We start from the raw sequence: 13,939 nt of genomic DNA, 5'->3' as shown, positions 1-13,939 counted from the left end.
TAAGTGAGGCCGCTAAGTGAACTAGCCGACAGTATGCCGGCTAGTTATCTGCTCACTAAGACGCGTTCGGGTGTTTAGTCCAGTAACTCTACTAAACGAATAGCATCGCCAATATAACCGGCTGGGGTTAGCTGCTTCATCTCGTTTTTAACATTGGCTGGTAAATCTAAGCCATCAATAAATACCGCTAAATCTGCGGCGCTAATCCGTTTGCCGCGGGTTAGCTCTTTTAGCTTTTCGTAGGGTTTTTCAATGCCGTATTTACGCATTACGGTTTGTACCGGCTCGGCGAGTAATTCCCAGTTAGCATCTAATTCGGCCAGCAGGTTGGCTTCGTTAACTTCCAGTTTGCTAATACCTTTTAAGGTAGCTTGATAAGCAATTAGGGTGTAACCAAAGCCGACACCTAAATTGCGCAGTACCGTTGAATCTGTTAAATCGCGCTGCCAGCGTGATACCGGTAATTTTGCCGATAAATGATTAAACAAGGCATTGGCGATGCCCAGGTTACCCTCAGAGTTTTCAAAATCGATAGGGTTAACTTTATGCGGCATGGTGGAAGAGCCGATTTCACCGGCTACAGTGCGCTGCTTAAAGTGCCCCAGCGCAATATAGCCCCAAACATCGCGGTCAAAGTCGAGCAAAATGGTGTTAAAGCGGGCAATGGCATCAAACAGCTCAGCAATATAATCATGCGGCTCAATTTGCGTGGTATACGGGTTCCAGGTTACCCCTAATGAGGTCACAAAACGCTCTGCAAAGGCATGCCAATCAATATCCGGGTAGGCCGATAAGTGGGCATTGTAGTTACCCACGGCACCATTGATTTTACCCAGCAGGCTCACGGCAGCAATTTGCTCGCGCTGGCGTTTTAAGCGCATATAGACGTTAGCCATTTCTTTACCCATGGTGGTGGGTGAAGCTGGCTGACCATGGGTTCTGGCCATCATAGGCACAGCTTTTAAATCCAACGCTAAGGTTTTAATGGCAGCGAGCAGGGCATCACACTCTGGTAGTAATACCGTATCACGGGCTTCGGCAAGCATCAGTGCGTGCGATAGGTTATTAATGTCTTCTGAGGTACAAGCAAAGTGAATAAATTCGGTAATGGCCAGTAGCTCAGCATTGCTGGCGACTTTTTCTTTTAACAGATACTCAACTGCTTTCACATCGTGATTGGTGGTGCGCTCAATATCTTTTACGCGCTGGGCATCAGCCAGGCTGAAGTTTGTCACAATGCTATCCAAAACCGCATTCGCTTCGGCGGACAGGGCCGGGACTTCAGTGATCTTTGGCTCAGCGGCTAATTGTTGTAACCAACGCACTTCAACAGTAACCCGGTATTTAATTAAACCGAACTCGCTGAAAATTGGGCGTAAGGTTGCAGCTTTGCTCCCGTAACGGCCATCTACCGGCGATATTGCGGTAAGGGCATTAAGTTCCATGACAACTCCTGATCTCTGTGCGTGATTAAAGACTGGCCAGGGCAGCTTCGGCTGCGGCCACTAATTTACGTCGTTTAAAAATAAAGTTTAAGCGGCTACCGCCGGCCTGACGCCATAGCACCGCGGCACGGACTGCGGCTAATAACAACGCCCGAACCTTATGTTGCACACTGCTTTGGCTAAGGAGCTCTGGTTGACCATAAATTTGAATACGGGCACCCAGGCTGCTAATACATTCGCTATAAATGTCGGCCAGTTTGCCAACGATGGTTTCATCAGTAACGCTAAAATGTTGTAATTGCCGCTCAAGCTGGCTGAGTTGCTGGCCCAGTTCATTCATATTATTTTTGTTTTTATTAAGCCGGCGTTCCAGCCCAAGCACGCCCACCAGATAGCGGGTTAGCTCAACATCTTTTTTCGGTTTATCACCAAGCTGCTCAATGATCAGTTCCAAGCCCTGGCGCAGATTGCTAAGCTCACCGCCGTATATATCTAACGGTGTAGCGGGGGTTAAATTCACCACGCTACCGAGGATGATCTCTAGCTGTGCTTGTTGCGATTCACTACTACGCGCAATGCTTTGTACTAATTTTGCTGCCTGACACATTGCGGCCAAGGCAATAATTTGCGTTTGTAAGGAGGTTTCCATTTAAATTAAGGCCTCATCAATAATGCCGCCGCCCAAGCATACTTCATCAAGATAAAACACTGCTGATTGACCCGGCGTTACGGCTTTTTGTGGCTCGTCAAATAGCACAGTAAAACGACCGTCAGCTTCTGGCGTCACTAAACAGACAATATCGGTTTGTCGATAGCGGGTTTTTACGGTCAAGCGGGTCGGTTCAGTCGGGCCGGTACGATCAACCCAATGTAATTGCGTGGCAATTAAGCCTTTAGATAACAGCGCCGGATGATCATGGCCTTGTGCCACTAATAAATGGTTTTTATCCAGATCTTTTGCCACCACATACCAGGGATCATCACCACCATCGCGCAAACCGCCAATACCCAAGCCTTTACGCTGGCCTAGCGTGTGGTACATCAAGCCTTCGTGCCGACCAATAACTTTACCATCGTCAATACTGACAATATCACCAGGTTGGGCTGGTAAATACTGTTGTAAGAAATCTTTAAATTTGCGCTCACCGATAAAACAAATACCGGTAGAGTCTTTTTTGTCATGAGTAACCAGACCTTGCTGCTCGGCAATGGCGCGAACAGCGGGTTTTTCCAGCTCGCCGACCGGAAATAAGGTTTGCGCAATATGCTGCTCTGCCAGGGTATAGAGGAAGTAGCTCTGATCTTTGTTATTATCCAGGCCACGTAACATCTGCCAATGGCCATCCTGAAAGCGGCGGCGCACATAATGGCCGGTGGCAATATAATCCGCGTTTAAGGCTTCAGCAGCAAATTCCAAAAAGGCTTTAAACTTGATTTCTTTATTGCACATAATATCGGGATTAGGGGTACGGCCAGCTTTGTACTCCGCTAAAAAGTACTCGAACACATTGTCCCAGTACTCTGCCGCAAAGTTAACTTTGTGTAGTTTTATACCCAGTTTATCACATACCGCCTGTGCATCAGCCATATCTTCTGCGGCAGCACAATATTCATCATTATCGTCTTCTTCCCAGTTTTTCATAAACAGGCCTTCAACCTGATACCCTTGCTGCAATAGCAACCAGGCAGAAACGGAAGAATCTACGCCGCCGGACATGCCGACGATGACTTTTTTACTGCTGTTATCAGACATGTTGTTGTCAGACATAATACCGCGCTTTAATGAGCCAAAAAGAAAGGCGCGGATTATAACACCAAATTCCTTTTGGAAAAACGCCAGTAGTACTGAAGTTGCCGCTGTTTTAATGCGATTAATTGCACACCGGCTTAGCTGGCGTAGTCTATCAGACCTGCCGCGCTGTTTTTAAAGTGTAAGTAGTGGCTGGATTAACTCTAACGATAGTCGCGTATCTTGCCGGTATGCTTTTATGGCATCGGTCACTAATTGGCTGCGTACCGGTATATTCTGTGCTGCCAGCTCTGCTTCGGTAAGCCAATGCAGCGCCAGAATATCACTGTCTTGTGGTTGATAGCCCGCGGGTAAGCTTGTTGGCTCAAATAAAAAATTAACTCTGATATAGGTATGTTGATTACTGGCTCTTAATTGCGATAAGCCAAGCCAGGCTGTGGGTTTTAACACCAGGCCGGTTTCTTCGGTCACTTCACGGCAAATAGCAGTGACAACATCTTCATCTTCTTCCATATGGCCTGCAGGCTGATTAAGTACCCTATGGCCTCCTAGCTTGTCGCGCTCTTCTACCAATAAAAATTTGTTATCAAAGACAATAACGGCGGCAACGGTAAGGTGTAAGCGGTTTCTGCTCATTAATAAGTCCTGTCAGGATGCATGTCTTGAGGGCTTTCAAAAGCCTGCACATTAAAAATCGTTAGTGGTTAACTCGATAGTACGGCTTTCGCCTGGCGCCAGATCGCCAAGATGCCACTGGCCAATTTGTGCCCGAATCAGCCGTAGCGTAGGAAAACCTGCTGCGGCTGTCATACGCCTTACCTGGCGGTTACGGCCTTCATTAATGGTTAAGCTTAGCCAACTGGTTGGAATAGCCGCGCGGTAGCGCACCGGCGGTTGACGTTGCCATACCGCTGGCTCTGCCATGCGTAGGGCCGTCGCGGGTAAGGTGGGGCCGTCATTTAATGTTATGCCTCTAGCAAGCGCTGCCAGTGCCTCGTCAGTAATCTCACCTTCTACTTGCACCCAATAGGTTTTCGGCGCTTTAAATTTTGGATCGCTGATTTTTTGCTGAGTGCGGCCGCAGTTAGTTAATAGCAGTAGTCCCTCACTGTCCCGGTCTAGCCTACCCGCCGCATAAACGTTGGGGATTTGGATAAAATCCGCCAGGGTCGCGCGTGGCGGGGTACTGTTATCGGTAAATTGGCTTAATACATCATAAGGTTTGTTAAAAAGTACCAACAATGGATTTTCTACCTTAGTCCTATTGTTTTTTTTCGAAAAAGCCTTATGTTTTGGCCAGGCTGCGGCTTTGGTTTTATTCACGCTAATTCTCTAAGTTTGTTATGGTAGCGGCGCCTTTATGCCAGCCCGCGTTGGCGCTAACAGTGTTTAACTGCAATAAACCTTGGCGCAGCATGCGCCTGTTTTAATCGCGTTGATGCTGATATAATCGGCTTGCTTCGTTTGGCTGCGTTTTAAACAATTTCCACACTTGGGTGGCAATGGCTTTGTCATGGCGATCCGGCGATTACAATACAGGAACTAACATGTCGAAAGAAAGTGCAAAAATCATTTACACCATTACTGACGAGGCGCCAGCGCTGGCTACTCAGTCTTTACTGCCTATTATCGAGGCCTTTTCTGCTGCGGCCGGTGTAGCCGTTGAAACCCGCGATATTTCCTTATCTGGCCGCATTATCGCTAGCTTTCCAGAGTTTTTAACCGCTGAGCAGCGCATCAATGATGATTTAGCAGAGCTAGGCGAATTGGCGAAACAGCCTGATGCCAATATCATTAAGTTACCGAACATCAGTGCTTCGGTACCGCAATTAAAAGCGGCGGTAAAAGAATTACAAGCCCAGGGTTATGCGCTGCCAGAATACCCGGAAGAGCCAAAAACTGAGCAGGAACGTGATATTAAAGCGCGTTACGACAAAATTAAAGGTTCAGCGGTAAACCCGGTGTTACGTGAAGGTAACTCTGACCGTCGTGCGCCTGCATCTGTTAAGCAATATGCTCGTAAAAACCCGCATAGCATGGGTGCCTGGAGCACAGGTTCGAAATCCCATGTTGCACACATGAACGCAGGGGATTTTTATGGTTCTGAGCAATCTGCCACTATGGCGGCCGATGATGTACTGAACATTAGCTTGCACAAAGCCGATGGCAGCGTTCAGGTATTAAAAGAGAAAGTTGCGGTTTTAGCTGGTGAAGTGGTGGATGCCACCTTTATGAGCGCCAAAGCCCTTTGTGCTTTTTATGCTGAGCAAATTGCTGATGCTAAAGCCCAGGGTGTGCTGTTCTCGCTGCACTTAAAAGCGACCATGATGAAAGTATCTGACCCTATTATGTTTGGTCATGCAGTTAAGGTGTTCTATCAGGAAATTTTTGCCAAGTATGCCGATACCTTTGCTAAGTTGGGTGTAGATGTGAACAACGGCTTTGGCGATCTCTATGCCAAGCTAAAAAACCTGCCACAAGCCGAGCAAGATGCCATAGTCGCTGATATCAATGCCCTCTATGCCACGAAGCCTGCCATGGCGATGGTCAATTCTGATAAAGGTATTACCAACCTGCATGTGCCTAGCGATGTGATTATTGATGCCTCTATGCCAGCGATGATCAGAAGCTCTGGCCAGATGTGGGGCCCGGACGGTCAACTGCAAGATACCAAAGCCGTGATCCCAGATCGTTGCTATGCGGGTGTGTATCAAGAAACCATCGATTTTTGTCGTAAAAACGGTGCTTTCGATCCACGTACCATGGGCTCAGTGCCAAACGTGGGTTTAATGGCGCAAAAAGCCGAAGAGTACGGCTCACACGATAAAACCTTCGAAATCTCAGTCGCAGGTACTGTGGTAGTGAAAAACAGCAAAGGCGAAACGCTATTTAGCCATGTGGTTGAAGCTGGCGATATCTGGCGTATGTGTCAGGTGAAAGACGCGCCAATTCGCGACTGGGTAAAATTAGCCGTTAACCGCTCACGTTTAAGCAATACCCCAGCGGTATTTTGGTTAGACAGCGCCCGCGCGCATGATGCAGAGCTTATCAAAAAAGTAGAAGCTTACTTAAAAGAGCATGATACCCAAGGTCTGGATTTGCAAATTATGTCGCCGGTAGAGGCAACCCGCCATACTTTAGCACGGATGAAGCAAGGTTTAGATACTATCTCGGTTACCGGTAACGTGCTGCGTGATTATCTCACCGATTTATTCCCAATTTTAGAATTGGGTACCAGTGCCAAGATGCTGTCTATTGTGCCATTGATGAATGGCGGTGGCTTGTTTGAAACCGGTGCCGGCGGTTCAGCACCTAAGCACGTAGAGCAATTCGTTGAGGAAAACCACCTGCGTTGGGATTCGTTAGGTGAGTTTTTAGCCTTAGCTGCCTCGTTAGAACATTTATCGCAAGTAGCGGATAACAAAGTAGCGCAGATTTTAGCAGACACGCTGGATCAGGCTACTGCCTTATTCCTTGATAATGATAAATCGCCACGTCGCAAAGCAGGTGAGCTGGATAACCGTGGTAGTCATTTCTACCTGGCAATGTACTGGGCCGATGCGATGGCAAAACAAACGGCTGATACGGCGTTAGCAGCGCGTTTTGCTAAACTTGCCGAGACACTGCATGCAAATGAACAGCAAATTTTAGCTGAATTAAACGGTGTGCAAGGTAAGGCGGTGGATATCGGTGGTTACTTCCGTCCTGATCAAGCCAAGGCCGCCGCAGCGATGCGGCCAAGCGCTACCTTAAATGCTGCGTTAGCCGCATTATAATAAGTTAATTTAGCTACAACCTAGAAAGCATTAAGGCGCTAAACCTAAGTTTAGCGCCTTAATTTTTTAGGCTAAGGTAGGGCATGCCCTAATAGCCACTATCAGCTTTCGAGAAAATGTTGGCTGCTTACTCTTCGCCAGGCAGTTTAATATTGACTGCGTGTAAGCCCTTAGGGCCTTCTGACAAATCAAACACCACATCCTGACCCGCTTTTAGCGTGCGGTAGCCGTCCATGCTGATGGTTGAATAATGGGCGAAGATATCTTCATCACGACCATCTTCCCGGATAAACCCAAATCCTTTGGCATTATTGAACCATTTTACTTTACCGGTAGCCATACTACTTACTTCCTTCTCTAAGTTAGCTATATTCTGTATGCTAGTGATGCACTAGTAGTGGAGTATTTTGATACCCCAACATCTAATGTAGATAATTTGTACAGACAGTCAAGGTTTTTGCTGAAATTAAGCAGAATTCTTTACGCAATTTTAATAAAAGCGCCTTTGCTGGATGGCGCATGCATGGCTATAGTTGATATATGAGCGGTTTTAACAATCCAAACGTACATAATGATGATCTTGCAGAACTAACGCGGCAGCGATTGGCGCCACCGCCAATGTATAAAGTGATTTTGCACAATGATGATTTCACCCCGATGGATTTCGTCATCGATGTATTAGCCCGTTTTTTTAATATGCAGTATGAACGGGCAACAGAAGTAATGCTAAAGGTACATTACGAGGGGAGTGCCGTCTGTGGTGTGTACACAGCAGAAATTGCGGAGACCAAGGTACAGCAGGTAAGTCAGTATGCGAAAGAGCATCAACATCCGCTGCTATGTACTATGGAGCGCGCTTAAATAAGCAAAGCATGGCCGACATGGGTCGGTGTAGTAACTAACTCAGGTGGATTAGGAGTGGTATATGTTAAATAAAGATCTTGAGTTAACGCTGAATATTGCATTCAGGTTTGCGCGTGACCGTCGGCATGAATTTATGACCGTAGAGCACTTGCTATTAGCCTTATTAGATAACCCGGCTGCAGGCGCTGCGCTCAAGTCCTGTGGCGCCAATATTGATAAGCTGCGTCAGGAACTGGGCAGTTTTATCGACTCTACCACGCCGGTATTGCCAGAAGGCGATATAGAGCGCGATACCCAGCCTACGCTCGGTTTTCAGCGCGTGTTACAACGCGCGGTATTCCATGTGCAGTCTTCTGGTAAGGCTGAAGTCACAGGCGCTAATGTGTTAGTAGCCATTTTCTCAGAGCAAGAATCACAAGCCGTTTATTTACTGAAAAAAATTGATATCACCCGGCTGGATGTGGTCAATTATATTTCGCACGGCATCACAAAAACCGAAAAGTTAGAACAGCATGATGAGCAGCCGCAAGAAGATATGGGCGAAGGCGGCCAGGAAGAACATCGTTATCTGGAAACTTTTACCGCAAACTTAAACGTTCTGGCCAAAAATGGCCAGATTGATCCCTTAATCGGGCGAGACGCCGAGGTTGAGCGGGCGGTGCAGGTATTATGTCGTCGTAAAAAGAACAACCCCTTGCTAGTTGGTGAAGCTGGCGTAGGTAAAACTGCTATTGCTGAAGGCTTAGCCTGGCGTATTGTGCAGCAGCAAGTCCCCGAAGTCATTGCCGACGCCACCATCTACTCGCTGGATATGGGCGCTTTGCTGGCGGGAACTAAGTATCGTGGCGATTTTGAAAAACGTTTAAAGTCGTTATTAAAAGAAGTAGAGCGTGAAAAAAATGCCATCCTCTTTATCGATGAAATCCATACCGTGATTGGTGCCGGTGCTGCCTCGGGTGGGGTAATGGATGCCTCTAACCTGATTAAGCCTTTATTATCCAGTGGCCGTTTACGTTGTATGGGTTCAACCACCTATCAGGAATTTAAATCGATATTTGAAAAAGATACTGCTCTGGTGCGTCGTTTCCAAAAAATTGATGTACTAGAGCCCAGCGTAGAGGATACCACCCGTATTCTATTTGGCTTAAAAGAGCGTTATGAGCAGCACCATAACGTGAAATACACACAAAAAGCACTACGCGCTGCAGCAGAGCTGTCGGCCAAGTATATTAACGAACGGCATTTGCCGGATAAAGCCATCGATGTGATTGACGAAGCGGGCGCCTCACAGCGTTTGTTACCAGCTTCTAAGCGCAAGAAAACCATTAATGTGCCAGAGATTGAGCAAGTGATCGCCCGGATGGCACGTATTCCGGAGAAATCGGTATCAGCGTCTGACAAAGATGTGTTGGCAAACCTAGACCGCAACTTGAAGTTGGTCGTCTTTGGCCAGAATGAGCCGATAGATGTGTTAACCGCAGCGATTCGCTTATCACGTTCGGGCTTAGGGAATGAAGAAAAGCCAATTGGTAATTTCTTATTTGCGGGGCCAACGGGTGTAGGTAAAACGGAAGTCACCAAACAACTGGCAAAAGTGATGGGCGTAGAGCTGCTACGCTTTGATATGTCGGAGTATATGGAACGCCATGCGGTAAGCCGCTTAATTGGCGCACCACCGGGCTATGTGGGGTTTGAGCAGGGTGGTATGCTGACCGATGCGGTTTCAAAACACCCGTATTCTGTTGTACTGTTGGATGAAATCGAAAAAGCGCACTCAGATATCTACAATATTCTGCTGCAGGTTATGGACCACGGTACTTTAACGGATAACAATGGCCGGAAGATTGATTTCCGTAATGTGGTGTTGGTGATGACCACCAATGCTGGGGTACAGGAAACCATTCGTAAATCTATTGGTTTTAAACAGCAGGATCATAGTCATGATGCGTTGGCTGAGATTAACAAAACCTTTAGCCCGGAGTTTCGTAATCGCTTAGATGGCATTATCTGGTTTAAGCATTTAGATCAGGACATTATTCTGCAAATTGTTGATAAGTTTATTTGTGATTTACAGGTGCAGCTGGATAAGAAGCAAGTGTCGTTAGAGCTTACTGGTGAGGCCCGGCAATGGCTGGCAGAGAAAGGTTATGATCATGCAATGGGCGCACGGCCAATGGCCCGGGTGATTCAGGAGCATCTGAAAAAGCCGCTGGCGAACGAGATATTATTTGGTGCCTTAGTCTCAGGTGGTGAAGTGAAAGTCAGTTTGCAGGAAAATAGCTTACATTTTGACTATCAATCAGCCAAAGCGCTGGCCAATGCCTGATAAATGATTTTATTAAACGCAAAAACCCGGCGTAAGCCGGGTTTGCCAGATAAGCCCTGCTAACGCAGGCCTGCTGGGCAGAAACTTAACGCTGGCGGAATACGATACGGCCTTTGGTCAGATCGTATGGTGTCAGTTCAACAGTAACTTTGTCACCAGTTAAAATGCGGATATAGTTCTTGCGCATTTTGCCAGAGATATGAGCGATCACTACGTGACCATTTTCCAGTTCAACTTTGAACATCGTATTTGGCAGGGTATCCAAGATGGTACCTTGCATTTCAATTACATCTTCTTTCGCCATTCAGCGTACTCGCCTCTATAAAATTGGGTGCCTTCGGAAAAACAGCGCAGATTGTGCCGAAATACCGCCAATAAGTAAAGCAGCAAGCGCTTTTTTAAGCAAATGAATGCCAATATCCATCGAAAAAACGTTGATGCGGCCGAAATTCGGATTTGTAGGCCATTTTTCGGCAGCCATCGACCTGATAACCCAGATAAATAAATTGTCGCTCAGAGGCTTTGGCCTCGGCCAATAAATACAGTACCGCCAATTTTCCCGGTGAAAAATGCGCTGCCTCAGGTGCAAAAAAGGTGTAAACCGCAGAATAGCTGTTTGTAAGCTCATCAATGATACTGACCGCCACTAACTGCGCTGCTTGATACAGTTTAAGCAAGCGAATAGGTTGCCAACTAGAGTGGATTAGCGAATCTAATTGCTCGGTTGTTGCCGGATACATACTGCCATCGGCATGCTTGAATTCAATATAACGGTTAAACAGCGCAAACAGGCTTTGGTACTCATCGTCAGTGACAGCGGCAGTTGTTAGTTGATAGTGCCAATGCGCGCGTGCCGCTTTGTTTAGAATACGGCGCTGTGCCGCTGATGCTGCAAATTGTGCCACGGGAATGCGTAATGACTGGCATGCGTTACAGCTAGCGCAATGCGGTCGATAAATTTGATTACCACTACGCCGAAAGTTGTAGGCAATAAGTTGTTGATAGAGCTGCTGATCTAATGGCTCAGGAGACATTAACACCGCCAGTTGTTCTTTTTGCTCAGGTAAATAACTGCAAGTGCTGGGTGGAGTTAATCCAAATTGGAGCGGCGTGTTTTTCATCTAAGAGTATTCATGCAGAGTGTTGCAAGTTAAGTTCTTGCGGCAGCCAGTGCCCCGCTGGTGCGGCTTGATTGGATAATTGTTTTAGCAGGGCTAAATAATCAGGTCTAGGTAGGGTAATAGCGCCTAACTGCAGTAAAAAACGATTAGGCAGTTGGCAATCAATCCAGCCCTCTGCGTAGTGTTGCAAGTGTTGCTGTAACGCAATCAGCGCAAATTTAGCACCATTATCAATGCGGTTAAACATGGATTCACCACAAAACAGTTGGCCTAGTTGCACGCCATAAAGCCCGGCAACTAGTTGCTGTTGCTGCCAAATCTCGATGCTGTGCGCTAAACCTTGCCGATGTAAACTAAGGTAGGCTTGTTGCATAGGCGGTAAGATCCAGGTTTCAGCCTGGCTGGGCCTGGGGGCAGCGCACTGACGAATCACGCCAGCAAAGTCATGATTTAGCGTTACCCGATAAGCCCCTTTTTGCCATTGCTTACGTAGTGTGCGATTTAAACTTAAGGTATCAGGCGGAAATACCGCCCGGGTTGCCGGACTCCACCATAGCAGTGGATCGCCGGCAGAAAACCAGGGGAAAATACCAGACTGATACGCCAGTTTTAGCCGGGCTGGCGATAAATCGCCACCCATTGCCAGCAAACCATCCGGCTCAGTCAAAGCCTGACTGACCGGTGGAAAGCTTAGCTGTTCGGGTAACAGCTCTGGCAGATAGATCGGCATTTTAATGGTTATTTAGCTAACGCATCCAGGTAACGCTCGGCGTCAAGGGCGGCCATACAGCCAGAGCCAGCAGAGGTAATCGCCTGCCGGTAAATATGATCCGCCACATCGCCAGCGGCAAACACGCCAGCAATACTGGTTTGGGTAGCGTTGCCTTCAGTGCCGCTTTGTACCTTAAGGTAGCCACCGTTCATTTCTAATTGACCGGCAAAAATATCGGTATTGGGTTTATGGCCGATAGCGATAAAGACGCCTTGCAGCATCACATCTTCTGCTGGCGCACCTTGCGTAGATTTTAAGCGTACGCCGGTAACGCCCATATCATCGCCCAGCACTTCTTCAAGTTCACGGTGGGTGTGTAAAATAATATTACCGCTGGCGACTTTCGCCATTAAGCGGTCAATTAAAATTTTCTCTGCTTTAAAGGTATCGCGACGGTGTACTAAGTGTACTTCGGCAGCGATGTTTGATAAGTACAGCGCTTCTTCTACTGCCGTATTACCACCACCGACTACCGCCACTTTTTGGTTACGGTAGAAAAAACCATCACAGGTGGCACAGGCAGACACACCGCGGCCGCTATAGGCTTGCTCAGACGATAAGCCTAAGTACTTGGCAGATGCGCCGGTTGCAATAATTAAGGCATCACAGCTGTACTGGCCGTTGTCACCGGTTAGGATAAAAGGACGTTGTTGCAAATTAACGGTATGAATATGATCAAACACAATTTCAGTATTAAAGGCTTCGGCATGGGCTTGCATCCGTTCCATTAACGCCGGGCCGGTTAAACCATGAGCATCACCAGGCCAGTTTTCTACTTCGGTGGTGGTAGTTAACTGACCGCCTTGCTGCATACCGGTTAATAATACCGGGTTTAAGTTGGCGCGGGCGGCATAAACCGCGGCGGTGTAACCTGCCGGGCCAGAGCCCAGAATAAGCAGTTTGCTGTGTTTGATCTCTGACATCAGAGTACTCCAAAGTTAAAACAAAAGTGATAAGTAAGAGGCTCGACAGTTCCGCTCGCTGCGACGCCTTAACTTAGGTATTGCGCAGATTCTACGGAAAGCCCGACTAAAGCGAAAGCCCGTGACTTGGATATGCGGGCGTTTTGCTGTAAATAAAGACGAACAACCGGTAAATTACGCCGATGCAGCTAGGTAGTAGGCTAAAAGCTGGTAAGATGAGTCAGTGTTCTGTCATCACCTTAAGGCATTATGAGTCATTACAGCCGTTTAGAAGAGCAGTTACATAGCGTAAGCCATGGTATAGGGGCCTTATTAGCCTTGCTCGGAAGTTATTTATTATTAAGCCATACCGCAGGTGCGGATAATTGGCAACGAGTAGCCGCTGTGCTCTATGGATGTTCGCTGGTGCTGTTGTATAGCAGTTCCAGCTTGTACCATTTTTTTCAGGATCCGCAGTTAAAATTCCGGCTAAGGCAGCTCGATCATGCCGCTATCTTTATTTTAATTGCCGGCACTTATACGCCCTTTACGCTGGTCAGTTTGCGCGGTCATTGGGGCATACCGTTGTTTAGCCTGGTATGGGCCATTGCCATAGCGGGCGTGTTACTGGAATGCCTGAGTGGGATGAAATATAAAAAATTATCGCTTGGTTTATATTTAGGTTTAGGCTGGATAGTGCTGATTGCTATTAAGCCAATGCTAGAACACCTTGCCCCTGGTGCTTTGTTATTGCTGCTGGCAGGCGGATTAAGCTATTCTTTTGGTGTAATTTTTTATGTTTGGAAAAGCCTGTATATGCATCATCTTGTCTGGCACTTATTTGTGCTCGGTGGCAGCGTGCTGCATTTCCTGGCAGTGTATTGGTATGTATTACCGGCACCTGTGTAAGACTGGTGTTTAAATCTGCTGTCATGTTTATCCAAGCTAAGACAGGATACTGTGCGGGACATGCGCAAGAGGAA

14 protein-coding genes are annotated in these 13,939 nt (G+C 47.2%); 4 read left to right on the top strand and 10 right to left on the bottom strand.

Annotation, left to right across the window (positions count from 1 at the left end):
- Positions 1 to 74: 74 nt before the first annotated feature.
- From purB to IE163_RS11995, 5 genes are all read right to left on the bottom strand, one after another.
- Entirely contained in the window at positions 75 to 1,445 is a 1,371-nt protein-coding gene (gene purB, locus IE163_RS12015) for an adenylosuccinate lyase (protein ID WP_189433208.1), read from the bottom strand.
- A gap of 25 nt (positions 1,446 to 1,470) precedes the next feature.
- Positions 1,471 to 2,094, bottom strand: a complete 624-nt coding sequence (hflD, locus tag IE163_RS12010) for a high frequency lysogenization protein HflD (RefSeq protein WP_189433207.1) — start codon at positions 2,092 to 2,094, stop codon at positions 1,471 to 1,473.
- Positions 2,095 to 3,198 carry a tRNA 2-thiouridine(34) synthase MnmA gene (gene mnmA / locus IE163_RS12005; protein ID WP_189433264.1) on the bottom strand — a complete coding sequence of 368 codons (1,104 nt, stop codon included), beginning with the start codon at positions 3,196 to 3,198 and terminating at the stop codon, positions 2,095 to 2,097. It lies immediately after the preceding gene.
- A gap of 171 nt (positions 3,199 to 3,369) precedes the next feature.
- Positions 3,370 to 3,831, bottom strand: a complete 462-nt coding sequence (locus tag IE163_RS12000) for an NUDIX domain-containing protein (RefSeq protein WP_189433206.1) — start codon at positions 3,829 to 3,831, stop codon at positions 3,370 to 3,372.
- 51 nt (positions 3,832 to 3,882) lie between these two features.
- On the bottom strand, positions 3,883 to 4,518 hold the full coding sequence (locus IE163_RS11995; protein WP_229833549.1) for a pseudouridine synthase: 636 nt from the start codon (positions 4,516 to 4,518) through the stop codon (positions 3,883 to 3,885).
- Positions 4,519 to 4,742: 224 nt separating this feature from the next.
- On the opposite strand from IE163_RS11995, the gene IE163_RS11990 reads away from it, so the two are divergent.
- Complete coding sequence (locus IE163_RS11990) at positions 4,743 to 6,971, top strand: NADP-dependent isocitrate dehydrogenase (RefSeq protein ID WP_189433205.1); 2,229 nt, start codon at positions 4,743 to 4,745, stop codon at positions 6,969 to 6,971.
- Between the two features lie 127 nt (positions 6,972 to 7,098).
- On the opposite strand, the gene cspD is transcribed toward IE163_RS11990, so the two are convergent.
- Entirely contained in the window at positions 7,099 to 7,311 is a 213-nt protein-coding gene (gene cspD / locus IE163_RS11985; RefSeq protein WP_019676583.1) for a cold shock domain-containing protein CspD, read from the bottom strand.
- Between the two features lie 200 nt (positions 7,312 to 7,511).
- Between cspD and clpS the strand changes: the two genes are divergently transcribed.
- Together clpS and clpA are read left to right on the top strand one after the other, a co-directional pair.
- Positions 7,512 to 7,832: an ATP-dependent Clp protease adapter ClpS gene (gene clpS / locus IE163_RS11980; RefSeq protein ID WP_189433204.1), complete on the top strand. Its 321-nt coding sequence runs from the start codon at positions 7,512 to 7,514 to the stop codon at positions 7,830 to 7,832.
- 64 nt (positions 7,833 to 7,896) lie between these two features.
- Positions 7,897 to 10,161 (top strand): ATP-dependent Clp protease ATP-binding subunit ClpA, encoded by a 2,265-nt coding sequence (gene clpA / locus IE163_RS11975; RefSeq protein ID WP_189433203.1) that lies wholly within the window; start codon positions 7,897 to 7,899, stop codon positions 10,159 to 10,161.
- An 85-nt stretch (positions 10,162 to 10,246) separates the two neighbouring features.
- Here the strand turns inward: clpA and infA are convergent, their stop codons facing one another.
- The 4 genes from infA to trxB all read right to left on the bottom strand — a co-directional run bounded on the left by infA (position 10,247) and on the right by trxB (position 12,977).
- On the bottom strand, positions 10,247 to 10,465 hold the full coding sequence (gene infA, locus IE163_RS11970) for a translation initiation factor IF-1 (RefSeq protein WP_008610216.1): 219 nt from the start codon (positions 10,463 to 10,465) through the stop codon (positions 10,247 to 10,249).
- Positions 10,466 to 10,559: 94 nt separating this feature from the next.
- Positions 10,560 to 11,282: an arginyltransferase gene (locus IE163_RS11965; RefSeq protein WP_189433202.1), complete on the bottom strand. Its 723-nt coding sequence runs from the start codon at positions 11,280 to 11,282 to the stop codon at positions 10,560 to 10,562.
- A 10-nt stretch (positions 11,283 to 11,292) separates the two neighbouring features.
- Positions 11,293 to 12,012: a leucyl/phenylalanyl-tRNA--protein transferase gene (gene aat / locus IE163_RS11960; RefSeq protein WP_189433201.1), complete on the bottom strand. Its 720-nt coding sequence runs from the start codon at positions 12,010 to 12,012 to the stop codon at positions 11,293 to 11,295.
- Between the two features lie 8 nt (positions 12,013 to 12,020).
- Positions 12,021 to 12,977 carry a thioredoxin-disulfide reductase gene (trxB, locus tag IE163_RS11955; protein WP_189433200.1) on the bottom strand — a complete coding sequence of 319 codons (957 nt, stop codon included), beginning with the start codon at positions 12,975 to 12,977 and terminating at the stop codon, positions 12,021 to 12,023.
- A gap of 249 nt (positions 12,978 to 13,226) precedes the next feature.
- Between trxB and trhA the strand changes: the two genes are divergently transcribed.
- Positions 13,227 to 13,865 carry a PAQR family membrane homeostasis protein TrhA gene (trhA, locus tag IE163_RS11950; protein WP_189433199.1) on the top strand — a complete coding sequence of 213 codons (639 nt, stop codon included), beginning with the start codon at positions 13,227 to 13,229 and terminating at the stop codon, positions 13,863 to 13,865.
- The last annotated feature ends 74 nt before the right edge of the window (positions 13,866 to 13,939 follow it).

It is taken from the genome of Alishewanella longhuensis (assembly GCF_014653435.1).
In the GTDB taxonomy this organism is placed as follows: Bacteria; Pseudomonadota; Gammaproteobacteria; order Enterobacterales; family Alteromonadaceae; genus Alishewanella; species Alishewanella longhuensis.
Note: the sequence above shows the minus strand (reverse complement) of the source record. Positions and strands in the feature narration are given on the sequence as shown.